Here is a 25,160-nt window from a genome sequence, read left to right on the forward strand (position 1 = left end):
GTGTTGATGCACGAGGGGCTTGGATCGGGTTGATGCACGAGGGCTCCGGATCGGGCTCGGAGTGCCCGAAGCTCCGCCGGTCTCCGACCGAGCGCGCCGGACCGGGATCCCGCACCGGGATCCCGCACCGGGATCCCGCACCGGGACGTGAAACCGGCCAACAGAGAGCGGTGTGACCGATTCCGCATCCGGGCGCACGGAGCTGTCCGCCCCGCGTTCACCCGGGGTTGGTGTGCCGGCTGCCCGGGGGTGTCAGCGTCCCCGTGCTGGGTACCAACGGGCGGAGGAGACGAACCATGGAGAGCGGACCGGCGATCTTCACGGGATCGGTGTTCGCCCTGTTCGGGGGTGGTCTCCTGCTGTGGACGGCCGTCCGGCTGCGGCAGCGCGCCCCTGTCGCCCACGGGGTTCATCCCGTGGCCTCCGCCGCGGTCGCGGCCTTCGCCGGGACGTCCGCGCTGCTCCTCGCCGTGTGGTGTTTCACTCGTACCTGAGCGCCGCTCCTTCCGGCGACACCCCCGGGGTCCCCTCGGCCGAGCCGGCCGGGCCGGCCGGGAACGGTCACCTTCGGTGTCCGGGAATCGACGGCAGTCGGCCGTCGCGGACCAGGCCCGGAGCCCTCCGGAACGCAGGCCTCCAGTAACTGAGAGGTCACCCTCCGGATAGGTCGGAAACGGCAGGTCGGCACTCCGGGCGGCAGGAATGGCGGGAGTCGGGTTACCGTTCGAGTGGCCGTTGCGGGCTTTTCCCGTTTGACACGGGGGCGGGATGTACCGTCACACTCCGCAGCGTCAGCATGACCCGACCCCGGGTTCAAGGCCTGGGGCGAGACCCCCTGCGTCGACCGGAGAGAAGAGCGAAGTTGTCCCCGACCAGCGAGACCGCACACGGCGGCCGCCGACTCGTCATCGTCGAGTCGCCCGCCAAGGCGAAGACGATCAAGGGCTATCTCGGCCCCGGCTACGTCGTCGAAGCGAGCGTCGGGCACATCCGCGACCTCCCCAACGGCGCCGCGGAGGTGCCCGAGAAGTACACAGGCGAGGTGCGCCGCCTCGGCGTGGACGTCGACAACGACTTCCAGCCGATCTACGTGGTCAACGCTGACAAGCGGGCCCAGGTCAAGAAGCTCAAGGACCTGCTCAAGGACTCCGACGAGCTCTTCCTCGCCACCGATGAGGACCGCGAGGGCGAGGCCATCGCCTGGCACCTCCAGGAGGTGCTCAAGCCCAAGGTCCCGGTCAAGCGGATGGTCTTCCACGAGATCACCAAGGCCGCGATCCAGGCCGCCGTCGCCAACCCGCGCGAGCTCAACCAGAAGCTGGTCGACGCCCAGGAGACCCGCCGCATCCTCGACCGCCTCTACGGCTACGAGGTCTCGCCGGTCCTCTGGAAGAAGGTCATGCCGCGTCTGTCGGCGGGCCGCGTCCAGTCCGTGGCGACCCGCCTCGTCGTCGAGCGGGAGCGCGAGCGCATCGCCTTCCGCTCCGCCGAGTACTGGGACCTCACCGGCACCTTCGGCACCGGCCGCGCCGGTGACGCGAGCGACCCGGCCTCCCTGGTCGCCCGCCTGACCACGGTCGACGGCAAGCGCGTCGCCCAGGGCCGTGACTTCGACTCGCTGGGGCAGATCAAGGGCGCGAACACGCTCCACCTCGACGAGGCGGGCGCCCGAGCGCTGGCCGCCGCCCTGGAGAACACGAACTTCTCCGTACGGTCCGTCGAGTCGAAGCCGTACCGCCGTTCGCCGTACGCGCCTTTCCGTACGACGACGCTCCAGCAGGAGGCCAGCCGCAAGCTCGGCTTCGGCGCGAAGGCCACGATGCAGGTGGCGCAGAAGCTGTACGAGAACGGCTTCATCACCTACATGCGTACGGACTCCACGACCCTCTCGGACACCGCGATCAGCGCGGCCCGGACCCAGGTCACGCAGCTCTACGGTGCGAACTATCTGCCGGACAAGCCGCGTACGTACGCCGGGAAGGTCAAGAACGCGCAGGAGGCGCACGAGGCGATCCGCCCCTCGGGTGATCGTTTCCGCACGCCGGCCGAGACGGGTCTGACCGGTGACCAGTTCAAGCTCTACGAGCTGATCTGGAAGCGGACCGTTGCCTCCCAGATGAAGGACGCGGTCGGGAACTCCGTCACCGTGAAGATCGCGGGCACGGCCTCCGACGGCCGTGACGCCGAGTTCAGCGCGTCCGGCAAGACCATCACCTTCCACGGCTTCCTCAAGGCCTACGTCGAGGGCGCCGACGACCCGAACGCCGAGCTGGACGACCGCGAGCGCCGGCTTCCGCAGGTCAACGAGGGCGACCCGCTGTCCGCCGAAGAGATCTCGGTCGACGGCCACGCGACCAAGCCCCCGGCCCGCTACACCGAGGCCAGCCTCGTCAAGGAGCTCGAAGAGCGCGAGATCGGCCGCCCGTCGACGTACGCGTCGATCATCGGCACGATCCTCGACCGCGGCTATGTGTTCAAGAAGGGCACGGCACTCGTGCCGTCCTTCCTGTCCTTCGCCGTGGTCAACCTCCTGGAGAAGCACTTCGGGCGGCTCGTCGACTACGACTTCACCGCCAAGATGGAGGACGACCTCGACCGCATCGCGCGGGGCGAGGCCCAGGCCATTCCGTGGCTCAGGCGCTTCTACTTCGGCGAGGGCGACGCGACCGGCGCCGCGGAGGCGGGCAACGGCGACGGGGACCACCTCGGCGGTCTCAAGGAGCTCGTCACCGACCTCGGTGCCATCGACGCCCGCGAGGTGTCGTCGTTCCGCGTGCACGACAGCGACATCATGCTGCGCGTCGGCCGCTACGGCCCGTACGTCGAGCGCGGCGAGAAGGACTCCGAGAACCACCAGCGCGCCGACGTGCCCGAGGACCTGGCACCCGACGAGCTGACCATCGAGCTCGCGGAGGAGCTGCTCGCCAAGCCGAGCGGTGACTTCGAGCTCGGCGCCGACCCCCAGTCGGGCCACCAGATCATCGCCAGGGACGGCCGCTACGGCCCGTACGTCACCGAGGTGCTCCCCGAGGGCACCCCGAAGACCGGCAAGAACGCCGTGAAGCCGCGTACGGCCTCGCTGTTCAAGTCGATGTCCCTCGACACGGTGACGCTGGCCGACGCCCTCAAGCTGATGTCGCTGCCGCGCGTCGTCGGCAAGGACGCCGAGGGCGTGGAGATCACCGCACAGAACGGGCGCTACGGGCCGTACCTGAAGAAGGGCACCGACTCGCGCTCCCTCCAGGCCGAGGACCAGCTCTTCACGATCACCCTCGACGAGGCCCTGGCGATCTACGCGCAGCCCAAGCAGCGCGGGCGGGCCGCGGCCAAGCCGCCGCTGAAGGAGCTCGGCGCGGACCCGGTCAGCGGGCAGCCCGTCGTCGTCAAGGACGGCCGCTTCGGTCCGTACGTCACCGACGGCGAGACCAACGCCACCCTGCGGTCCGGCGACAGCGTCGAGGAGATCACTCCGGAGCGCGGCTTCGAACTGCTCGCCGAGAAGCGTGCGAAGGCGCCCGCCAAGAAGACGGCGAAGAAGACGGCCGCCAAGAAGGCCCCGGCCAAGAAGGCGCCGGCGAAGAAAACCGCCGCCAAGAAGACCGCGGCCACGAAAACGGTGGCAAAGAAGACCACTGCCAAGAAGACGACCGCAAAGAAGGCGACGGCTTCCCAGGCGACGGCGGAGGACTGAGGCCGACGAGGACCGGGGCCCTGGGGTCCCGCTTCCGGTGACGGCCTTCGGGTCCCCGCTTCCGGTGACGGCCTTCTGGTCTCGTCTCCGGCTCGGGATCGAGTTCTTCACCTTTGGTTCATGAAACGAACGCTCCCGCACCACTTGGTGTCGGGGGCGTTCGCATGTTCGGGGGCCTATTCGGGGAGTCAGTCCCTCCCGATAGGCTGGCAGGATGACGCGAGCCGAGCAGCCAACGGCCCACAACCCGGCCCCCGACGACGCCCTGGTCGCAGATTCACGGGAGCGCGCCGTCCGGGCGCTGCTGCGCGTGCCGCAATTGAGGCGCCTGTGGAGCGCCCAGCTGGTGGGCGGCGTCGGCGACGCCCTCGCGCTGCTGGTGCTGGTCCTGCTGGCCCTCCAGGCGGCGGTCTCCGACGGTTCCTTCGGAGGCGGCTACCGCGGAGTGGCCCTCGCCGTGTCGGCGGTCTTCGGGGCACGGATTCTCGCCACTCTGCTCTTCGGGGCGGTCCTGCTCGGCCCGCTCACGTCCCTCACCTCCCAGGAGGGGCCGCTCGACCGCCGCTGGACCATGGTCGGCGCGGACGGTGTGCGGGCCGCGTTGCTGATCATCGCCCCCCTGTGGATCGACTGGACGCCGGAGAACGCGCTGGCCGTGCTCCTGGTGACGGCCTTCGTCATAGGGGTCGCCGAGCGCTTCTGGATGGTGTGCCGCGAGAGCGCGGCGCCCGCGCTGCTGCCCGCGCCGCCGCTGGAGGGCGCGACGGTACGCCCGCTGCCGGACCACATGGACGCGCTGCGGCGCCTGTCACTGCGTACGGGATTCGTGGCGGTGCCTCTCGCGGGGGCCACGCTCGTCGTCGCCTCGCTCGTCAACAACCTGCTGGGCGCCGGGCTCGAATGGTTCGCGCAGCACCAGGCCGCGCTCGCCTCGTACGTCTCTGCGGGCCTGTTCGCCGCGTCCCTTTCGGTGCTCACCTTCCTCGAACTGCCCGACGCGCGAACCCCGCGCGCGCGGTCGCCGCTCGAAGGGCTGCGCCGCCCCAAGACGGGCACCGGCATCGACAAGGGCCGTACCGGGGCCATCCCGCTCCTGGTGCTCGCCTGCGCCGCCGTCGCCGCGGCGATCGCGGCTGCCGTCGCCGTCTCCGTGCTGCACGCCAAGGACCTGGGCGGGCGGGCCCGTGACGTACGGGCTGCTGGTGCTCGCGCTGACCGGCGGTGTCGTGTTCGGCATCCGTACGGCCGCCAGGCTGCTGCCGTCCCTGTCGCGGCGCCGGCTGCTCACGCTGGCGATCGCCTTCACGGGGATCGCGCTGCTCGCCGCGGGCCTTGTCCCGGACGTCACCACGGTCATCCTGATCGTCGCTCTGGCGGGCGTCGGCGCGGGCGTCGCCGCCAACACCGGGCACGCCCTGCTCGACCAGGAGGCCGAGGAGTACCGGCGGACGCGTACGACGGAACACCTGCACGCGGTCGTACGGGTCTCTGTGGCACTGGGTGCGCTGGTGGCCCCTGTGGTGGCCGGCGCCATCGGACGGCACCGTCTGGAGACCGGCAAGTTCGTGTTCGCGCACGGCGGCGCGGCCTTCACACTGATGCTGGTCGGCGCGCTGCTGCTGCCGGTCGCCGCGCTGGTGCTGGCCAAGGCCGACGACCGCGCCGGAGTTCCGCTGCGGCACGACCTGCTGGACGCGCTGCGCGGCGGGGACGATCCCGTGCAGGCGCACGCCGCGAAGGGCTTCTTCATCGCCCTGGAGGGCGGCGACGGGGCCGGGAAGTCGACCCAGGCCGAGGCGATCGCGGAGTGGATCCGCGCCAAGGGGCACGAGGTCGTGGTGACGCGCGAGCCGGGTGCCACGCCCGTCGGGAAGCGGCTGCGGTCGATCCTGCTCGACGTGTCGTCGGCCGGTCTCTCGCACCGTGCGGAAGCGCTGCTGTACGCCGCCGACCGCGCCGAGCACGTCGACACCGTCGTGCGGCCCGCCCTGGAGCGGGGCGCGGTGGTCGTCTCCGACCGCTACATCGACTCCTCCGTGGCGTACCAGGGGGCCGGGCGTGACCTGTCCCCGACCGAGATCGCCCGTATCAACCGGTGGGCGACCGACGGGCTGGTGCCCCATCTGACCGTGCTGCTCGACGTGGCGCCGGAGACCGCCCGTGAGCGGTTCACCGAGGCGCCGGACCGCCTTGAGTCGGAGCCCGCCGAGTTCCACGCGCGCGTGCGGTCCGGTTTCCTGACGCTCGCGGCCGCCGACCCGGCGCGCTATCTGGTCGTCGACGCCGGGCAGGAGCCCGAAGCGGTCACGACCGTGATCCGGCATCGGCTGGATGTGGTGCTCCCGCTCTCCGAGGCCGAGATCAAGGCCAAGGAGGAGGCCCGCAAGGCGGCCGAGGAGGAGGCGCGTCGGCGCGCCGAGGAAGAGGCCGCCCGCAAGGCCGAGGAGGAGCGGCTGGAGCGCGAGCGCCAGGAGCAGCTCGCCCGGCTGCGCGCGGAGGAAGAGGAGCGCAAGCAGCGCGAGCTGGAGGAGGCCCAGCGGCGCGAGGCCGAGCGGCAGGCCGAGGAGGCCCGGCAGCGCGCCGAGGCGGCACGCGTGCGTGCCGAGCAGGAACAGGCGCGGCAGCTCGCGGAGGAGCAGGCCCGCGCGGCCGAGGAGGCGCGCCGGCGCAAGCAGGCCGAGGAGGAGGCGCGGCTCCGGGCCGAGGCCGAGGAGCGGCGGCTGGAGAAGCAGCGGAAGGCCGAGGAGGCGTTGCTCCGGGCCGAGCAGGCTCGGCGGGCGGCGGAGGCGCAGAGGGAAGCAGAGGCTTCCAGCGCGGCCGCGGCTGCGGCGGCGGCTGCGAGTGCGGCGGATTCCGGAGCTCCCGGTGCTTCCGGTGTTTCCGGAGGGGCTGGTTCCGGTGGTTCGGCGGGCGGCCGTGACAACGAGACGGTGCCGACGCCCGTCGTGACACCCACGAACGCGTCCGGCGGACCGGCCGACGAGACGGCGGTGCTTCCTCCGGTGCCGCCTCGCGACGCCGGGCCCGACGACGCCGAGACGACCGTGCTGCCGCAGCCCCCGGCGCCGCAGGGAGCGGCCGACGAGACCGCCGTGTTGCCGCCGGTGCGGCCGGGTTCCGCTGCCGATGAGACTGCCGTGTTGCCCCCGGTGAGGCCGGGATCGGCTGCCGACGAGACGGCCGTGCTGCCGCCGGTCGGGCAGGGCTCCGCCGCGGACGAGACGGCTGTGCTTCCTCCCGTACGGGACGACCGTGGCGGCGGCGAGCAGGGGAGTGGTCCGGCGGACCGGGTGCCCCCGGGGTACTTCCGTGACGAGCGGCCGGGGAGCGAGGGCACCGACGCCCGTACGCGCGAGCTGCCTCAGGTCGACGAGGACGGCACGCCTCGGCGACGTCCCCGTTCGGACTGGGCGGAGGAGACCCCGCTGGACGACCTCCCGACGCTGGCCGACGAACTGCTGGGTCCCCGTGACGACGACGAGCCGGACGAGGGGCGGGGGCGCCGGCGGCGCTGACGGGCGGATCGAGGCCTGTGCCCGCTGGTTTGTGCGTGCCGGTTTGTGCTCACTGGTTTGAGGCCGCTGGTTTGTGGCCGGGGCGGCGTCGGCGGTGATGTGGCCCGTGCGGTAGGTGCCGGCGGGGAGTGCGTGGGCCGTGTGGACCGCGTTGTCAGTCCCCTCCCGCACAATGGGATGCGCAAGGCACCGGTGCGACGGAAGGGCGGCATCCCATGACCGTGTGGGACGACCTGGTGGGCCAGGAGAAGGTGAGCGTGCAACTCGACGCCGCCGCCCGGGACGCCGACGCGCAGGTCACGGCGGTGGCGGACCACACCCCGGTCGCCGAGGCGTCGAAGATGACGCACGCCTGGCTCTTCACGGGGCCGCCGGGCTCGGGCCGTTCCACCGCCGCGCGGGCCTTCGCCGCGGCTCTCCAGTGCGTGAGCCCCGACCGGGCTCTTGGCGGATCCCCCGGCTGCGGGTTCTGCGACGGCTGTCACACAAGCCTGATCGGCACCCACGCCGACGTGCAGATCATCCGCACCGACCTCCTCTCCATCGGCGTGAAGGAGACCCGCGATCTCGTGCGTCGGGCACAGATGTCCCCGGCGGGCCGCCGCTGGCAGGTCATCATCGTGGAAGACGCCGACCGCCTCACGGAGGGCGCGGGCAACGTCCTGCTGAAGGCCATCGAAGAGCCCGCCCCCCGCACGGTCTGGCTCCTCTGCGCGCCCTCCATCGAGGACGTACTGCCCACCATCCGCTCCCGCTGCCGTCACCTCACGCTCCGGACGCCTCCCGTGGACGCGGTCGCCGATGTCCTCGTACGCCGCGACGGCATCGAGCCGGACGTGGCGGCCGCCGTGGCCCGCGCCACCCAGGGGCACATCGGGCGGGCCCGCCGTCTCGCCACGGACGAGCGCGCCCGCGCGCGGCGCGCCGCCGTCCTCAAACTGCCCCTCCGTGTCGACGACGTGGGTGCCTGCCTCAAGGCGGCCCAGGAGCTGATCGACGCGGCCTCCGAGGACGCCAAACAGGTCGCCGAGGAGACCGACGTCAAGGAGACCGAGGACATGAAGGCGGCGCTCGGCGCGTCCCAGGGCGGCCGGATGCCGCGCGGCACCGCGGGCGTGATGAAGGAGCTGGAGGACAAGCAGAAGCGCCGCAAGACGCGTACGCAGCGCGACAGCCTGGACCTGGCCCTGATCGACCTCACGGCCTTCTACCGCGACGTGCTGGCCCTCCAGTTCGGCACCAGCCTCGCCCTCGCCAACACGGAGATGCGGGACACCTTGGACAGGCTGGCGCGCGGCTCGTCGCCCGAGACCACCCTGCGCCGGATAGAGGCGATCGCCGCCTGCCGCGAGGCCCTCGACCGGAATGTGGCGCCGCTGCTTGCGGTGGAGGCGATGACGATGGCGCTGCGGGCGGGTTGACGCCGCCCCGGGACGCACGCTGCCCGTCCTGCGCGTCCTGCCCGGAGTTCGTGAAGGCACGCTGCCCGCCCTGCACGTCCCGTCCGGAGTCGACGGCGTCACTAGTTGACGGTGTCACTCGTACGAGGTCGGGTTGACGACTCTGAGCGACCGATTCATCGCGCAGGGTTACGCTCGCTCGATGTACACCAGGCGCCGGCCCAGGTCACCTCGGGCCAACCGATCCCTTCGCGCGTGCGGCACGTTGCTCGCCGTCGCCGGACTGCTCGTCTCCGCCTGCTCCGCGGGGAGTTCGACCAGCTCCGCGAGCCCTGCCGGAGCGGAGGCCGCGCTGCGTGCGCTGCCTGAGGCCACCCCCTCGGCGCTGGCCTCGTACTACGGTCAGCGGCCGGCTTGGCGCGCCTGTGGTGTCGCCGGCTTCGAGTGCACGACGCTGAAGGCCCCGCTCGACTACGCCGAGCCGGCCAAGGGCGACGTCCGGCTGGCCGTCTCCCGCAAGAAGGCCACGGGTCCCGGCAAGCGGCTCGGTTCGCTGCTGGTCAACCCGGGCGGGCCGGGCGGTTCGGCGGTCGGTTACCTCCAGGCGTACGCAGGAATCGGGTACCCGGCGAAGGTCCGCGCCCGCTACGACATGGTCGCGGTCGACCCGCGCGGTGTCGCCCGCAGCGAGCCCGTCGAATGCCTCACCGGGCGCGAGATGGACACGTTCACGCAGACGGACACGACCCCCGACAACGCGCGCGAGACCGGTGAACTGGTCGATGCCTTCAAGGGGTTCGCGGAGGGCTGCGGGCGGCGCGCGGGGAACCTGCTGCGCCATGTGTCCACGGTCGAGGCGGCCCGTGACATGGACCTCGTGCGCGCGGCGCTGGGCGACGAGAAGCTGACGTACGTGGGTGCTTCGTACGGCACGTTTCTCGGGGCGACGTACGCGGGCCTGTATCCGGAGCGGGTCGGCCGGCTCGTCCTGGACGGCGCGCTGGACCCGTCGCTGCCCGCGCGGAGGACGAACCGGGACCAGACGGCGGGCTTCGAGACGGCGTTCCAGTCCTTCGCCAAGGACTGCGTGCACGAGTCGGACTGCCCGCTGGGCGGCGCGGGCACGACGACGGAGCAGGTCGGCAAGAACCTGAAGGCCTTCTTCCGGCAACTGGACGGCGCCCCTATCGGGACGGGCGACGCGGACGGCCGCAAGCTGGGCGAGGCGCTGGCCACGACGGGCGTCATCGCCGCGATGTACGACGAAGGGTCCTGGCCCCAACTGCGCGACGCCCTCGACATGGCCATGAAGGACAAGGACGGCGCGGGCCTGCTCGCCCTCTCCGACAGCTATTACGAGCGCGACTCCGACGGCAAGTACGAGAACCTGATGTTCGCCAACGCGGCGGTCAACTGTCTGGACCTGCCGGCCGCCTTCTCCTCCCCCGAGGAGGTGAAGGACGCGCTCCCCTCCTTCGAGCAGGCCTCCCCGGTCTTCGGCGAGAGCCTCGCCTGGGCCTCCCTGAACTGCGCGTACTGGCCCGTGAAGGCGACCGGCGAAGCCCGCAGCATCGAGGCGAAGGGCGCCGCCCCCATCGTGGTCGTCGGCACGGTCCGTGACCCCGCGACCCCCTACCGCTGGGCCCAGGCCCTCGCCGCCCAGCTCTCCTCCGGCACCCTCCTCACCTACGACGGCGACGGCCACACGGCCTACGGGAGGGGCAGCGCCTGCATCGACTCCGCGATCAACGAATACCTCCTCGAAGGCACCCCTCCGAAGAGCGGAAAGCGCTGCTCAGGGGCATGATCACGCGGTCCGCCGGGGGTGCTCCCCAGGCCTGTACGGAGCACCCCACGAAACTGTGTAGACTTACGCACGTTGCCGATCGCACCATAGTTCTGGCAGCACGCCGCCTTAGCTCAGATGGCCAGAGCAACGCACTCGTAATGCGTAGGTCTCGGGTTCGAATCCCGAAGGCGGCTCTGTGGAAGCCTCAGGACTCACTCGCCGTGACCTGGGGCTTTTGCTTTTGGCGGGGTGCGGCCTGCGGCGCCGGGTGAGTGCCGTGCACGCCGGACAACTGTGCCCCGGAAAGCGCGAACGGCGGCCGGCACGGCATCCCGGAGTTGTGCGCCGCCGTTGCCGTCGTCGGCCGGGGCCTGCAGAGCCTCTGACAGGCGCACGCGAATCGGTCGGAGCGGACCGGGCCCGCCCTCGTCGTCTCGGGCTTTGGCAACATCCGGTACCCGTGGCGCTACGTGTCCGCCGCGGCCTTGCTGTGGCCCGTGCTCCCGTAGCCTTCCAACTTCCGCCGGTGCACCCACCTCAGGAAGGCCCCCCGCATGTCCCCCGACCGTTCAGTCCTCCATCTCGGCCTGCGCCGCTCCCCCCTGGAGTGGCGGCCCGAGATCGACGCCGCGGCGGAGCTGGGCCACGCCGTGTACGTCCACTCCGACTCCGGCCTCGGTCACACCGGGCTGCCCGACGACCGGGTCGCCGCCTTCACCAGGGCGGAGTCCGCCGAGGACGTGGCGGCCCGCGCCCTGCGGCAGGCACGGGACGGCGGGCACGAGCCCGCGGCGGTGCTGTGCTGGGGCGACCGGTACGTGGACGTCGCCGCCGGGGTCGCCGAGGCACTGGGCCTGCGCGGGCCCTCGGTCGCCGCGGCCGCCGTGTGCCTCGACAAGTCCGCGCAGCGCCGGGCCCTCGAACCGCACGGCCTCAACCCCCGCTGGCGCAGCGGAACCACGGCCGACGAGCTGAAGGCCGCGGTGGGGGAGCTGGGCCTTCCGCTGATCTTCAAGCTCGCCCACTCCTCGGGGGGCCGCGGATCCGCCGTGATCGACGCGGACACGGATCCGGACGAGCTGATGAAGCTGACGTCCCTCAACTACGAGGACTCCGCCGCCTTCCTGGTCGAGGAACTCGTCGACGGCAGCGAGCACTCGGTCTCCGGGCTCGTGCACGGCGGCGAGGTGGTGATCCTCGCCGTGTCCGACAAGTACCTGGCGCCCGGCGAACTCCGTACCACCACCACGGTCGTCCCCTCCGCGCTCACTCCGGAGCAGTTGGCCCGGGTGCACGAGGCGGCCGAGGGCGCGGTGCGCGCCGTGGGCATCGCGACCGGCGGTTTTCACGTGGATCTGCGCTACTCGCCCGAGGGCCCTGTCGTCCTGGAGATCGGCGCACGGCTCGGCGGCGACCTGATCAACTCCCATCTCGTGCCGCTCGCCACCGACGGCGCCACGCAGCCGTACCGCTCTCTCGTCGAGACCCTCGTGGACGGTGAACTGCCGTCCCCCGCTCCCTTCGTGACCACCGCGGCGATGCACCTGCTGCTGGTCCCCGCCGACAGTGACCTCCCGGCGCTGCTGTCCCGCCTCGCGGACCACCCGTCCGTACGGATCGCCGCCGAGTGGCCCTCCCCCGAGGACGAGGTAGTGGTGCTCGTTACGGCACAGGACCCGGACACGATCCCCGCGATCCTCGACGAACTCCGGCAGCGGACGGGACGGTAGGGCCACGTGCCGGACCCCGTGAACTCCCCGGACTCGCACCGTTGTCGTGCGGCGCGGAAGTCGTCATGCCTCGCAACTGCCGCATAACAATCATGAGTTCAGGGTTCTGCCTGCGAACGGCGGGCCCGGTTGCCTATGGTGCGCGGAGCCCCTTCGCCCATGTGTTCGCAAAGGATGCCGCCATGTCTGACTCTGTACGACACGAGGACGTCCTGGCGCAGGTTCGTTCGTGACGTCCGGTACGGCAGCGCTTCAGGAACGCCGGTACCGGATCCTGGTCACCGGCTACGCGATCTCCTCGTACGGCACCTTCCTCAACGTCGTGGCGCTCAGCCTGTACGTCTACGCTGTCACGGACCGGGCGCTGGCCGTCGGTGTGTTCATGGCCGTACGACTCGCCGCTGGGTTCGTCGCGGGGCTCGCCGCGGCCGCGGTCCTGGCCCGCTGGTCCGCGAAGGGCGTCATGTTCTGGGCCAACGTGGCCCAGGCGGCGGCGCTGCTCCTGCTCGTGCTGGCCCCCGACGGATTCCGTACGGGCACGCTGTTCGCCGTCTCCGCGGTGGTCGGGGCCTCAGGCACCCTGTTCATGGTCACCCTGCGCAGCTCCATCCCGGACATGGTCGGCGAGGGGCGCCACACCTGGGCCAACTCGCTGATGGTCAGCGGGCGTTCGATGGCGATGGTGGCCGGGTTCGCCTCGTCGGGCGTGGTGGTGTCACTGCTCGGCTACACCGCTGCCTTCCTCGTGGACATGGCCACCTTCCTCGTCTGCGCCTTGACCGTCCTGCTCCTCCCGATGCCCATGGGCCCGGCGCGCGGCAACGAGGAGAAGGGCAGCCAGGGCAAGGAAGCAGAGGACAGCCAGGGCAGTCAGGAAGAAGAGGGTGCCGACGGGCAGGGGCGCCGGGACGGTCGGCGGCGGGTGCCCGCCGCGCTCGTGGCGCTCGGCGCGGTTCCGGTGCTCGGGCTGATGGTGGCGCTGCGCGGTATCGACGCGCTCGGGTCCTCGTCGCACAACGCGGCGCTGCCCGTGTACTCCACCGAACTCGACGCCGACAACCCGGCCGTGTTCGTCAGCGTCTTCTGGTGCGTCTGGGCGCTCGGCAACGTCCTCGTCCAGCAGGTACTGCAGAGGTACACCAAGCGGACGGGGCGCTCGGTCGGTGCCCTGGGCTTCGGGCTCGGCACCATCGCCATGTCGGGGACCTTCATCCTGGCCTTCGCCGGGCTCCCTTGGGCCGCGACGGTGCTGGTAGCGCTGCTGGCCGGCGCGGCCGACGGTCTGACCGAGGTGTCGTACACCTCGCATCTGCAGACCCTGCCGAGCCCCCTGCGCACCCACGCCTTCGGGCTCTCCGCCACGGTGGAGAACCTCGGGTTCGGCGTCGGCATGATCGTGGTCGCCGCGGCCCTCGACGTCTTCACGCCGCTGTCGGTCGTCGGCGTCGCGCACGGTGCCGCCATCGTCCTCGCCCTGGTGTACGTGGCCCGGGTGCTGCGGGGGCGCGGAGCGGCGCAGGCACAGGAAGCGCGGGAAGCGCAGGAGGCCGTGCCGGAGAGCGAGGAGCGGGAGGGGAAGAACGGGAAGGGGGAGAGCGGTGCAGGACCCGCGCGTGGCGGTCATCGGGATGGCGCTGAGGTTTCCGGGGGCTGACACACCCGAGGAGTACTGGCACGACATCAGGTCCGGCGTGTCCCACGTACGGCCCTTCACGGACTCCGAGTTCGCCGCCGCGGGCCTGCCCGAGGAGCTCTACCGGGCCCCGGACTTCACCGGAGCGAGCGCGCTGCTGCACGGCGTCGACGGCTTCGACGCCGGGTTCTTCGGGATGAGCGGCCGGGAGGCCACCCTGACCGATCCCCAGCAGCGGTTGTTCCTGGAGTGCGCTCACCATGCGCTGGAGGACGGTGGCTACGCCGGCAGGGGTGGAAGCGGCCGGTCCGGGAGCGTACGGATCGGGGTCTACGCCAGCGTCGGCTATCGGCTCTACTCCCTGCACAGCTATCTGGCCTCCAACATCGGTGAGTCGAGCCGCGCCGACGACTGGACCACGGTGAAGCAGATCCAGGTCGGCAACTACCCTGACTTCACCGCCAACCGGGCCGCGTTCCGGCTGGGACTCGACGGTCCGGCGGTGAATGTCGCGACCGCCTGTTCCAGCGGGCTCGTCTCGGTCCATCTGGCCTGTCAGGCGCTGCTCGCGGGCGACGTGGACCTCATGGTGGTGGGATCGGCCGCCCTGCATCTGCCGCAGGTCACCGGGCACCGCCATGTGAAGGGCTCGACGATCTCCAGGTCCGGTGCGGTACGGGCCTTCGACGCCGCTGCGGACGGCACGGTCGGCGGCAACGGGGTGGCCGCCGTGCTCCTCAAGCCGCTGGCGAACGCGCTCGCCGACGGCGACACCGTGCACGCCGTCATCCTGGGCTCCGCGGTCACCAACGACGGTGCGGACAAGGCGGGTTTCGCCGCTCCGGGTGTCGCGGGCCAGCGCGACGCCGTGCTCGGCGCGTTGGACCGCGCGGGTGTCGGGGCCGGGACGATCGGCTATCTGGAGGCGCACGGCACCGGCACCTACAAGGGTGATCCGATCGAATTCGCCGCGCTGAGCGAGGCGTTCCGGCGGCACACGGACCGTAAGGGCTTCTGCGCGCTCGGGTCCACCAAGCCCGCCATCGGGCACCTGGACAGCGCGGCGGGGCTCGCGGGGCTGGTCAAGGCGGTTCTGGTGCTGCGGCACGGTGTTGTTCCGCCGCTGGTGAACCTGACCCGGCCCAACCCTCGACTCGGCCTCGATGAAAGCCCGTTCACGCTCCCTCGACGCGCCATGCCCTGGCCGTTGCCGGGCGACGGGCCCCGGCGGGCGGGCGTGCACTCCATCGGGATGGGCGGCACCAATGCCCATGTGATTCTGGAAGAGGCACCGGCTGTCCCGGGCCGGACTGTGGGCGCCACCGTGCCCGCACTCCTGCCGCTCTCGGCGCACAGCCCCAAGGCGTTGGAGGAGTACGCCCGTTCCTTCCGTGACGCCCTGGTGCGGCGCCCGGACACGGCACCGGCCGACCTCCTCACGACGGCCGCGCTCGGACGCCGCCACCTGCGCCACCGGCTGGTCGTCACCGCACCCGACGTCACCCCGGCTGCCGTCTCCACGCCCGTCGATGACCCGGCCGACAACCTTGTCGGAAGGCTCGTCCGCGGCCTCGACGCCTTCCTGGCGGATCCGGGGCGTCCCGCGCCTCCCACCGCCGCGTACCACACCGGAACCGTGGACACCCCGGCCCCGATCCCGGTCACGCCCGCGTACGTCTTCAGCGGGCAGGGCGGCGGCCGGCCCGGAATGGCCGCGGCGCTCGCCGGCCGCTTCCCCGTGGTGGCCGACGTCCTGGAGAGGTGCGCCCGCATCCACCAGGAGGAGACCGGGGAGCCGGACTTCCTCGACCGGATCGTCGGCGGCGAGGGCCCGGAGCGGTGGGGCACCGACTTCGCCCAGCCGGCACTGTTCGCCCTGCAGGTGGCGCAGGCACGGCTCTGGCAGGCGTTCGGTGTGCGACCGTCGGCCGTCGCCGGGCACAGCGTCGGCGAGTACGCGGCCCTGTGTGTCGCGGGAGCCCTGTCGCCGGAGGACGGCATGCGGCTCGTCTGCCGCCGGGGCCGGCTCATGCAGGACACCGAACCCGGCGCGATGCTGGCCGTGTTCGCCCCGCCGGACCGCGTACGGCGGTTGCTCGGGGACATCGACGAGACGCGGTACGGGCGTCTCGAACTGGCGGTGTCCAACGGTCCCGCGTATCACGTCGTCGCCGGTCCGCCGGCCGCGGTCGAGGCGGCCAGGGCCTGGCTGGCCGAGCACGAGGTGGCGGGCGAGCCGCTCCCCGTCGACCGTGCCTTCCACACGGCGCTGCTCGACCCGGTGCTCGACGAGCTGCGCGCCGCCGTCGGCAAGGCCGAACTCCGGCCCGTACAGGTGGAGTTCGTGAGCGGACTGGACGGTACGGCGTATCCCGTGGGCTGGCTGCCCGACGCCGACCATCTCGTACGGCAGGCGCGGCACACGGCGGACTTCCACGCCGTGCTGCGCACGCTCGCGCCCAGGGGTGCCCTGGTCGAACTGGGGCCCGGTGCGCCGCTGACCGGCATGGCCCGCCGTGCCGTGCCGGAGACCCTCTGCGTGCCGACGCAGGGCCCCGGCGCGGACACCGACGGCCTGTGGACTGCGGCGGCCCGTCTGCACTGTGCCGGGGTGGACCTCGACTGGGCGGCCCTCCTGGACGGCTGTGGGGGACGCCGGATTCCGCTGCCCGTTTACCCGTTCCAGCACCGGTCGTACTGGACCGGCCCGCCACCGCATCCCGGTCCGGCAGTGGGCCGATTACCTGCAAAGGAAGGTTCAGTGGAGGACGGCATGACCGAACAGGCAGTACTCGAACGCGTACGGGAGCTCACGGCCCGGCATCTCGGCTACCGCGCCGACGAGCTCGGCGCCGGGCAGACCTTCGTCGGCCTCGGTGCGGACTCGCTGCAACTCATCGGGTTGCTGCGGCAGTTGGAGAACGAGTTCGGCGTGCGGACGTCCGTCCGGGAGGTCCTTGAGGAGGCGGGCACTCCTGAGCTCACGGCCCGTCTGATCGCCGCGAGGGCGGGGCGGCCGGCTTCGGAGCCGGAGGGTGGGCACCCCGTCCAGATTGGCACGGGGCCTGCGGCCGAGCCTGCGTCTGCCGCTCCCGCGTCTACTCCTGCGGCTGCCCCTGCTTCTGGGCCTGCCTCAGCGTCGGCCCTTGCCGCAGGGCCCGCGCCCGCACCAGCGCCCATGCCTGCCGCAGCGCCCGCGGCGGCGACCGACCCGGCGCCTGTGGGCCCAGCGCCCATGGGCCCGGACCACGCGCTCCGCGCCGAGGTCGCCGAGCTGCGTCGGCAGATCGACCTGCTCGCCGAGACGCAGGCGGCCATGCTGACCCAGCTCTCCGAGGCGATAGCCCTGCTCGGCGCCGAGCGTGTCCGATGAGTACGACGGCGGCGGACCGGGCCGCGGAACTCTCCCGGAAACTCACGGCGCAACTCGCGGCGGCCAAGCGGCACTCGGCGGCGGGGCCGCCCGGAGCAACCTCGACGCCCCCTCAGGCCCAGGCCCCGATCCCGGCAGCAACCGCACCCGCGGCCCCGACCTCCGGCGCACCCACCTCCACACCAGACACCCTCTCCACCCCCGCACAGCAACCCACCCTCCACGGCCCCCGCGTAACCCTCCCCGAAGGCTCAGGCATGGTCGGCGACGGTGCCGACGCCGGTCAGCGGGCGTACGCCGTCGAGCTGGGGCGCAGGCTGTCCGAACAGACCAGTACATCCAAGGAGTTGGCCCAGCGGCAGCGTGCCGTGCTCGCCGACAGCCGGGCCGTCGTCGGGTTCCGTCGCTCCACGAAGGAGACGCTGTACCCCCTTGCGGCCCGCTCGGCCCGGGGCGCGCGCCTGACCGACGTGGACGGGAACGAGTACACCGACATCACCATGGGCTTCGGCGCCCTGCTGCTCGGCCATGAGCCGGAGGTGGTCACGGAGGCCGTACGGGAGCAACTCGCCCAGGGCCTGCGCTTCGGCGCCCGGCCGGTCGAGGCCGGTGAAGTCGCCCAGCTGCTGGCCGACTTGACGGGCATGGACCGCGTGGCGTTCGCGGGCTCCGGTACCGAGGCCAACTCCGCCGCCATCAGGCTGGCCCGCGCCGCCACCGGCCGCGACCGTATCGTCATGTTCCGCGGCTCGTACCACGGTCACATCGACTCCGTGCTCGGCCGCCCGGGGCCGGACGGCGTGCGCGCCGTACCCGTCTCGCACGGCATCCCGCACAGCGCCGTCTCCGAGGTGATCGTCCTCGAATACGGCAGCCAGGAAGCCCTCGACACCGTCGACGCACTCGGCGACACCATCGCGGCGGTCCTCGTAGAGCCGGTCCAGTGCCGCAACCCCGCCCTGCGCCCGGTCGCGTTCCTGCGGGAACTGCGCGACCTCACGCGGCGCCGCGGCATCGTGCTCCTCTTCGACGAGATGCTCACCGGCCTGCGCCCCCATCCGCGCGGCGCCCAGCACCACTTCGGCGTCGTTCCGGACCTCGCCACCTACGGCAAGGCGCTCGGCAGCGGCTTCCCGATCGGCGCGATCGCGGGCCGCGCCGACATCCTGGACGGAGTCGACGGCGGCTTCTGGCGGTACGGCGACGACAGCCGGCCGGAGACCGAGACCACGTTCTTCGGCGGTACGTACATGCAGCACCCGCTGTCCATGGCGGCGGCCAAGGCGGTCCTCACCCATCTCGCCGCCGAGGGCCCCGCCCTCCAGGAACGGCTCAACGCCCGCACCGACATACTGGCGGAAGGCCTGAACGAGTTCTTCAGGGCCGAGGAATTCCCCCTGGAACTCAGCCACTTCGGGTCCATGTTCCGGTTCACGCACCGCGCCGACATGGAACTGCTCTACCAGCACCTGCTGTTGCGCGGCATCCACGTGTGGGAGTGGCGCAGCTTCTATCTGTCCACCGCCCACACCGACGCGGACGTCGAGCGCGTCTCGGACGCCGTGAAGGACTCCCTGCGCGCCCTGCGTGAGGGCGGCTTCTTCCCCACGACCCGCCCGAGCTCCAGCTTGAACCCCAGCCCGAACTCCCGCCCGCGGCCGAAGGCGACGCGCCCCCGCCCGGCTGCCGACTTCGGCGTGTACTTCTTCGGCGACTACCCGGATGCGGAGCCCGCCGGGGACGAGGGCGGCACCGTGGACGGCCGACCGAGCGCCCCCCGCCCCTCCGACGCCTACGACCAGATCATGGAAACGGCCCGCTTCGCCGACGAGCGCGGCTTCAGTTCCCTCTGGGTGCCGGAGCGGCACTTCCACTCCTTCGGCGGTCTCTTCCCCAACCCCTCCGTGCTCGCGGCCGCGCTGGCCCGTGAGACCGGCCGGATCCGGCTGAACGCGGGTTCCGTGGTACTGCCGCTGCACGACCCCGTCCGGATCGCCGAGGAGTGGTCGGTCGTGGACAACCTCTCCGGCGGCCGGGTCGGCATCGGCTGCGCCACCGGCTGGCACGCGCAGGACTTCGCCCTCCACCCGGACCGCTTCGCCCGCCGCAAGGAGATCGGCTTCGCCCACCTCGACGACGTACGGACGCTGTGGAGCGGTGGCACGCTCTCGCGGCGGACCGGTGACGGTGGGGAGACCGCGGTACGTATCCACCCGCGCCCGGTGCAGGACATGCCGCCCATGTTCCTCGCGACCTCGGGACGGCGTGAGTCGTACGAGGAGGCGGCGCGGCGCGGTCTGGGCATCGTCACCAACCTGATGAACCAGACGGTCGCCGAACTCGCCGAGAACATCGGCCACTACCGAAAGGCCCGCGAGCAGCACGGTCTGGACCCCGACACCGGCCGGGTGACCGTACTCCTGCACACCTACCTCGGCGACGACCACGCGACGGCACGCGCTCAGGCGCTGGAGCCGATGACCCGCTATCTGCGCTCCTCGCTGCAGATGCGCTCCGCGGCGAGCACGCTGGGCGGCGATCCGCGGGACGTGGCCACGGCGAGCGAGGAGGACCTGGAGTACCTCTTCCGCCGGGCGTACGACGGGTACTGCGACGAGCGGGCCCTGATCGGTACGCCGGAGACCTGCGCGCCCGTGGTGGACGCGCTCTACGAGGCGGGCGTCGACGAGATCGCCGCGCTCGTCGACTTCGGCATGCCCGCCGACCTGATGCGCTCCGGGCTCGAACACCTCGACGCGCTGCGCGAGCGCCACCAGGGCGCGGGGCCCGCGGCCACCCCTCCCGGCAACGATGTCTCCGCGCCCGCCACCGACGCCCAGCGCCGGATCTGGCTCGCCTCCCAGCTGATCGGCGACCCGGCCGCGTACAACGAGATCCAGGCGGTGCGGCTGCGCGGCCCGCTGGACGCGGAGGCGCTGGCCGCCGCGGTCGACGGGCTGGTCGAGCGGCACGCGGGCCTGCGGACCGTGTTCCGCCCGGGCGGCGGCGACGAGACCGTACTGCAGGTCGTACGGCACGGACGGCGCGTTCCGCTCCAAGTGACCGATGTCCGGGGGCGGTTGACCGATGCTCAGGGGTCTACCCAGGGGCCTGCTCAGGGGCCGGAGCCCGACGCGGTCGTCGCGGCCGTGCTGCGGGAAGAGAGCTCGCGGCCGTACGACCTTGCCGAGGGGCCGCTGTTCACCCCACGGCTCCTGACACTCGCGGACGACGACCACGTGCTCGTACTCGGGCTGCACCACATCGTCACCGACGCCCACTCGGCCGGCATCCTGGCGGCCGATCTGGAGGAGCTCTACAAGGCCGCGGTCGAGGGCCGTCCCGCGCGGTTCGCGGCGTCCGCGGGCAGTACCGTCGGCGCCGCCGAACCCGACAGGGACCCGGCAGACCTGGAGTGGTGGCGGGGGTACCTCGACCCGCTGCCGCCGGTGCCCGCGCTGCCCACCCGGCGCCCGCGCGGCCGTCGGGTGGCGGGCAGCGGGGCCGCCACCGAGATCCGTCTCGACGGTGTCCGTACGGCGGAGGTGCAGGAGTGGAGCGGCCGACAGGGCGTCACGCTCTTCGCCACGCTCCTCACCGCCTGGCAACTGGTGCTGCGCGAGCGCTCGGGCCAGGACGAGTTCGTCGTGGGCTCGACCTTCGGGCGGCGCACTCCGGAGACCACCGGCACGGTGGGATTCCACGTCGCGTTCCTCCCGCTGCGGGCCACGCTCACGGAGTCGACACCGCTGACCGACGCCGTACGGGCCACCCGGGACGCGCTGTTCGCGGCGGACGCCCATCAACACGTCGACCTGGACGCGCTCCTCGCCACCGTCAACCCCGACCCCGGCAACCCGCGCCCGCTGATCACCGTCTCGGCGGACCTGGACACCGCTCCGCTGGCCGGGATCCGGCTGCCGGGGCTGTACGCCGAAGCGGTCGACGGCGGTTCCGAATCGGCGCCGCTGGAAATGGGGTTGATGGCCGTCCGCACGGGTTCGGGGCTGCGGCTGCGCATCCGCTACGACGCCGATCTCTTCGACGCGGCGACGGTACGGGACTGTCTGGGCGACCTCGACCGGATCCTGGGCGCCATGATGTCGGGCGGGGCGGTACTGGTGCGGGACACCGCCGTGCGGCCGCCGGAGCCCGGGGACGTGACGCGGCCGGCCTCGCCCACCCCGGACCCGGCTCCGGCCTCGGCCCCATCGGCCCCCTCCGTCCTGGAGACACTCCGTACCGTCTGGAAGTCGGTCCTCGACGTCGACGATGTGGCCGACGACTCCAACTTCTTCGATCTCAGCGGCAATTCGATCGCGGCGATCAGGCTCGTCAACCGCGTACGCGACGCGCTGCACGTGGACATCGCCCTTGCCGACTTCTTCGCGGAAGCGACCCTGGGCGCGATGGCACGTCAACTGGGCGGCGCCGGCCTCCAGGAGCCCGCCCCCACCCCCTCCGACAACCCCGAGGTCGTAGACCGCGCCCCCGCGAGCGACCAGCAGAACCGGATGATCGCAGGCCATTACGCCGTTCCCCAGGCGCAGGTCTGGAACGTGCCGACCAGGATCCGCTTCCGGGGCGCCCTGGACCCGGACGCCCTGCGCTCGGCCCTCGCCGAACTGATCGAGCGCCACCACTCGTTGCGTACCCGCTTCGTGCGGGAGGCCGGAGCCGGAGCCGGAGCCGGGTCCGGGTCCGGGTCCGGCGAAGGAGTCTGGTGGCAGGAGGTGGTCGCCGCGCCGCCGCTGCGGCTGCAGATCGACGACCTCACCCGGCTCGAACCCGGGAAGCGTGCCGCCCGTGTCGACAAGGTGTGCCGGGCGATGGCCGCGGCACCCGTCGACCTCACCCGTCCGACGCTGCCCCGGCTGAGGCTGCTCCGGGTCGAGCACGACGAGTGGGTGCTGATGTTCGTCATGCACCACATCTGCGCCGACGGCTGGGCCCACTCCGTGCTCCTGGCGGAGCTGGCCGAGCTCTACACGGCCGCGGCGGCCGGTACCGCGCACGCACTCGACGCGCCCCCGGTCCAGGCCACGCACTACGCCCGCCGCCAGCTTGAGTCGAAGGACCCGTCGGCCGAGGACCGGCGGGCCGCACACTGCGCCGCCTATCTGGAGGGGGTCCCGTGCCGGCTCGACACCCCGACCGACCGCCCCAGGCCCGAACGGCTGAGCGGCGACGGCGGCACCGCACGCGGATCCGCGTCCGGTGAACTCCGTTCGGCCATGGAGAAGTTGGCGGCCGACCGGCACGTGACCCCGTTCGCGGTGGCGGCCGCCGCGCTCGGCATCCACCTCGCCCGGCTCTCCGGGGAGCGGGACGTCCTGCTCAGCGTCCCGTACGCCAACCGCGAGGACCTGGACTGCGAGTCGCTCGTGTCGGTGGTCTCCACGGCCGTCCTGGTCCGGGTGCGGATCGACCCGGCCGAGACCGTCGCCGAGCTGGTCACCCGTACCGGCGCGGGCGCTCTCGGAATCATGGCGAACGTGCTGCCCACCGCCCGCATCCTCCAGGCGATGCGGGACGCGGGCGCGACCGAGGTCCCCGACCGGGTGCCGAACGGCCTCGCCTTCCAGAACTACGCCGACTCCGACATCGAGATCCCCGGCCTCGACGTCGAAGTGGAGGACGTGGCCCCGCCGGTCGCCCGGGCCGAACTCGTCTTCGGCCTCGCGCCGCGTCGTGATCCGGGCCTCGGCTACCGGACCTTCCTCGAGTATTCGGCCGATCTCTGGGATCGGGAATCGGCCGAAGACCTGCTCGCCGAGTACGTCTCGGTGATCGGAGACTTGTGCGCGCAGCCCGACCGTCCGGTCGCCGCACTGCTCGACCCGCACACAACGCCCCGGAAGGCGGACGCCGAATGACCCTGGCCACCGACCCCAGCCACACCGAGGACCTGCTCGCCTTCCTCCAGGGCAGCTCCTCGCCCTACCACGCCGTGTCCCAGGCCGCGCGCCGCCTGGAGAAGGCGGGCTTCACGGAGCTGAGCGAGACCGAGGAGTGGACGGGGCGCAGCGGCGGCTGCTTCGTCGCCCGCGGCGGTGCGCTCATCGCCTGGTACGTCCCCGAGGGCGCGCCCGCCCACACCCCCTTCCGGATCGTCGGCGCGCACACCGACTCGCCCAACCTGCGGGTCAAGCCGAGGCCCGACACCGGTTCCGCGGGGTGGCGGCAGGTCGCCGTGGAGATCTACGGAGGCGTCCCGCTCAACACCTGGCTCGACCGCGACCTGGGAATCTCGGGGCGTCTCACACTGCGCGACGGCACCTCCACCCTCGTCAAGGTCGACGAACCGCTGTTCCGCGTACCGCAGTTGGCCATCCATCTCGACCGCTCGGTCAACGAGTCCATGGCCCTGGACCGCCAGCGCCAGACACAGCCGATCTGGTCCCTCGGCAGACCCGAACAGGGCGCGCTGCTGCGCCGGATCGCGTACGAGGCCGATCTGGAACCCACGGAGATCCTCGGCTGGGACCTGATGCTGCACGACATCCAGGCACCCGGACACCTGGGCGCGGAGCGCGAGTTCCTGGTGTCGTCGCGCCTGGACAACCTGGTGTCCGTGCACGCGGGGGTCACCGCGCTGACGGCGGCCACCGAGGCCTGGTCGCAGGACGCGGGCGCCGAGTCGTTCCGGGTTCCGGTGCTCGCCGCCTTCGACCACGAAGAGGTCGGCAGCGGCTCCGAGACCGGCGCCCAGAGCCCGCTCCTGGAGCGCGTACTGAACCGCTCGGTGGCCGCCCGCGGCGGCAGCGGCGAGGACTGGTCGCGGGCCCTCGCGGGCGCGCTCTGCGTCTCGGCCGACATGTCCCACGCGGTCCACCCCAACTACAGCGAGCGGCACGACCCGGACAACCACCCGCTGCCCAACGGCGGCCCCGTGGTGAAGGTCAACGTCAACCAGCGGTACGCCACCGACGGCACCGGGCTCGCCGCGTTCGCCGCCGCGTGCGAGCGGGCCGGGGTGCCGTTGCAGCGGTTCGTGTCCAACAACGCCATGCCCTGCGGTACTTCGATCGGGCCGATCACCGCGGCCCGCCTGGGCGTGACGACGGTCGACGTGGGCGTGCCCGGCCTGTCCATGCACTCCGCACGGGAACTCGTCGGGGCCAGGGACCCCGGCTATCTGGCGCAGGCGCTCGCCGAGTTCGTCACGACGAGCTGAGAACGGGACGTCGGGCATCCGACACGAGGCACGAGGCACCGGACACCAACCATGGAGAGTGACAGAACGTTGTCGGCAAAGACCTTCGCGCTCAAGGGCGCCGACCCCCAGGACGCCTCGATACGCGTGCTGATCGTTCCGCACGCCGGCGCCGGGGCGGCGAGCGGCCAGGGCTTCGCGGAGCACGCCCCGGCCGACTGGCTGGTGGCCACGGCCCGGCTGCCCGGCAGGGAGACGCGGATCCGGGAGAGCGTTCCTGAGCTGCCCGGTCTGGTCGACGACGTCGTGGCCACGGCCCGTGCGCTGCCCGGCACCGCCCCCTTGCTGGTCGTCGGGGTGTGCTTCGGCGCGATCGTCGGCCTGGAAGCCGTGCGCGCAGTGCAGCGGGACGACAGTGTCCGCGTCGCCGGCATGGTGGCCGTCTCGCAGTGGGCGGTGACCGAGAAGCCCGACCCCGAGCGCCGGTTGCTGCGCGACACGGACGACACCGACGGCGTACTGGCGATCCTCGACGGGTTCGGCGGAGTCCCGGAGAGACTCGCCGCCAACGAGCAGATGCTCGAGCTGGTGCTGCCGACGATCGTGGCCGACATCCGTGCCGTCGAGGACTACTCGTCGGGCCCCGACCCCCTTCTGAGATGTCCGCTCCTCACCGTGTTCGGGGACGAGGACCCGCTGTGCCCCGAGGAACGGACCGCCGACTGGGCCCTGTTCAGCGAGAACACCCGCAGTGTCTGGCTGCCGGGTGGACACATGCTGCTGACGGAGAGCCCCGCCCTGGTGGTGGACGCCGTCGTCGGCAATCTCGACCAGTTCGCGGCAGAACAGTCCTAGCTCCCGCATCCGGACCGA

Annotated in this window: 13 protein-coding genes and 1 tRNA gene; 12 read left to right on the plus strand and 2 right to left on the minus strand. The window is 72.1% G+C overall.

Features of this window, described 5'->3' with window-relative positions; genetic code table 11:
• The first annotated feature begins 296 nt into the window (after positions 1 to 296).
• Positions 297 to 494, plus strand: coding sequence for a hypothetical protein (locus QF035_RS29120; RefSeq protein ID WP_266761973.1), 198 nt, complete (start codon positions 297 to 299; stop codon positions 492 to 494).
• 368 nt (positions 495 to 862) lie between these two features.
• Positions 863 to 3,691: a type I DNA topoisomerase gene (gene topA, locus QF035_RS29125; RefSeq protein ID WP_307523496.1), complete on the plus strand. Its 2,829-nt coding sequence runs from the start codon at positions 863 to 865 to the stop codon at positions 3,689 to 3,691.
• Between the two features lie 435 nt (positions 3,692 to 4,126).
• Here topA and QF035_RS55880 read toward each other — a convergent pair whose 3' ends face one another.
• Together QF035_RS55880 and QF035_RS55885 are read right to left on the minus strand one after the other, a co-directional pair.
• Positions 4,127 to 4,543 carry a hypothetical protein gene (locus tag QF035_RS55880; RefSeq protein WP_373466743.1) on the minus strand — a complete coding sequence of 139 codons (417 nt, stop codon included), beginning with the start codon at positions 4,541 to 4,543 and terminating at the stop codon, positions 4,127 to 4,129.
• On the minus strand, positions 4,500 to 4,850 hold the full coding sequence (locus tag QF035_RS55885; protein WP_373466744.1) for a hypothetical protein: 351 nt from the start codon (positions 4,848 to 4,850) through the stop codon (positions 4,500 to 4,502). The genes QF035_RS55880 and QF035_RS55885 overlap by 44 nt, the downstream gene beginning before the upstream one ends.
• 439 nt (positions 4,851 to 5,289) lie before the next feature.
• On the opposite strand from QF035_RS55885, the gene tmk reads away from it, so the two are divergent.
• From tmk to QF035_RS29175, 10 genes are all read left to right on the plus strand, one after another.
• Positions 5,290 to 7,206: a dTMP kinase gene (tmk, locus tag QF035_RS55890; protein ID WP_373466987.1), complete on the plus strand. Its 1,917-nt coding sequence runs from the start codon at positions 5,290 to 5,292 to the stop codon at positions 7,204 to 7,206.
• Between the two features lie 215 nt (positions 7,207 to 7,421).
• A complete protein-coding gene (locus QF035_RS29135) occupies positions 7,422 to 8,627 on the plus strand; it encodes a DNA polymerase III subunit delta' (RefSeq protein ID WP_190230608.1) in 1,206 nt (401 codons plus the stop codon).
• 181 nt (positions 8,628 to 8,808) lie between these two features.
• A complete protein-coding gene (locus tag QF035_RS29140) occupies positions 8,809 to 10,413 on the plus strand; it encodes an alpha/beta hydrolase (RefSeq protein WP_307523497.1) in 1,605 nt (534 codons plus the stop codon).
• A 102-nt stretch (positions 10,414 to 10,515) separates the two neighbouring features.
• Positions 10,516 to 10,589, plus strand: a tRNA-Thr gene (locus QF035_RS29145).
• A 360-nt stretch (positions 10,590 to 10,949) separates the two neighbouring features.
• On the plus strand, positions 10,950 to 12,125 hold the full coding sequence (locus QF035_RS29150) for an ATP-grasp domain-containing protein (RefSeq protein ID WP_307523498.1): 1,176 nt from the start codon (positions 10,950 to 10,952) through the stop codon (positions 12,123 to 12,125).
• A gap of 229 nt (positions 12,126 to 12,354) precedes the next feature.
• The gene (locus tag QF035_RS29155; protein ID WP_307523499.1) at positions 12,355 to 13,779 is read left to right on the plus strand and encodes an MFS transporter; all 1,425 of its coding nucleotides are present in this window, start codon (positions 12,355 to 12,357) and stop codon (positions 13,777 to 13,779) included.
• Complete coding sequence (locus QF035_RS29160; protein WP_307523500.1) at positions 13,724 to 17,131, plus strand: type I polyketide synthase; 3,408 nt, start codon at positions 13,724 to 13,726, stop codon at positions 17,129 to 17,131. Before QF035_RS29155 ends, QF035_RS29160 begins: the two co-directional genes overlap by 56 nt.
• Positions 17,128 to 23,007, plus strand: a complete 5,880-nt coding sequence (locus QF035_RS29165; protein ID WP_307523501.1) for a MupA/Atu3671 family FMN-dependent luciferase-like monooxygenase — start codon at positions 17,128 to 17,130, stop codon at positions 23,005 to 23,007. Before QF035_RS29160 ends, QF035_RS29165 begins: the two co-directional genes overlap by 4 nt.
• Complete coding sequence (locus tag QF035_RS29170; RefSeq protein ID WP_307523502.1) at positions 23,004 to 24,308, plus strand: M18 family aminopeptidase; 1,305 nt, start codon at positions 23,004 to 23,006, stop codon at positions 24,306 to 24,308. Before QF035_RS29165 ends, QF035_RS29170 begins: the two co-directional genes overlap by 4 nt.
• A 51-nt stretch (positions 24,309 to 24,359) precedes the next feature.
• On the plus strand, positions 24,360 to 25,142 hold the full coding sequence (locus QF035_RS29175; protein ID WP_307523503.1) for a thioesterase II family protein: 783 nt from the start codon (positions 24,360 to 24,362) through the stop codon (positions 25,140 to 25,142).
• The last annotated feature ends 18 nt before the right edge of the window (positions 25,143 to 25,160 follow it).

It is taken from the genome of Streptomyces umbrinus, from assembly GCF_030817415.1.
Lineage (GTDB): Bacteria > Actinomycetota > Actinomycetes > Streptomycetales > Streptomycetaceae > Streptomyces > Streptomyces umbrinus_A.

Bases quoted from the DNA above. Each gene is read 5' to 3' on its own strand.
- QF035_RS29120 (WP_266761973.1), top strand. From the start codon at position 297: ATGGAGAGCGGACCGGCGATCTTCACGGGATCGGTGTTCGCCCTGTTC.
- tmk (WP_373466987.1), top strand. From the start codon at position 5,290: ATGCTGGTCGGCGCGCTGCTGCTGCCGGTCGCCGCGCTGGTGCTGGCC.
- QF035_RS29135 (WP_190230608.1), top strand. From the start codon at position 7,422: ATGACCGTGTGGGACGACCTGGTGGGCCAGGAGAAGGTGAGCGTGCAA.
- QF035_RS29140 (WP_307523497.1), top strand. From the start codon at position 8,809: ATGTACACCAGGCGCCGGCCCAGGTCACCTCGGGCCAACCGATCCCTT.
- QF035_RS29150 (WP_307523498.1), top strand. From the start codon at position 10,950: ATGTCCCCCGACCGTTCAGTCCTCCATCTCGGCCTGCGCCGCTCCCCC.
- QF035_RS29165 (WP_307523501.1), top strand. From the start codon at position 17,128: ATGAGTACGACGGCGGCGGACCGGGCCGCGGAACTCTCCCGGAAACTC.
- QF035_RS29170 (WP_307523502.1), top strand. From the start codon at position 23,004: ATGACCCTGGCCACCGACCCCAGCCACACCGAGGACCTGCTCGCCTTC.
- QF035_RS29175 (WP_307523503.1), top strand. From the start codon at position 24,360: ATGGAGAGTGACAGAACGTTGTCGGCAAAGACCTTCGCGCTCAAGGGC.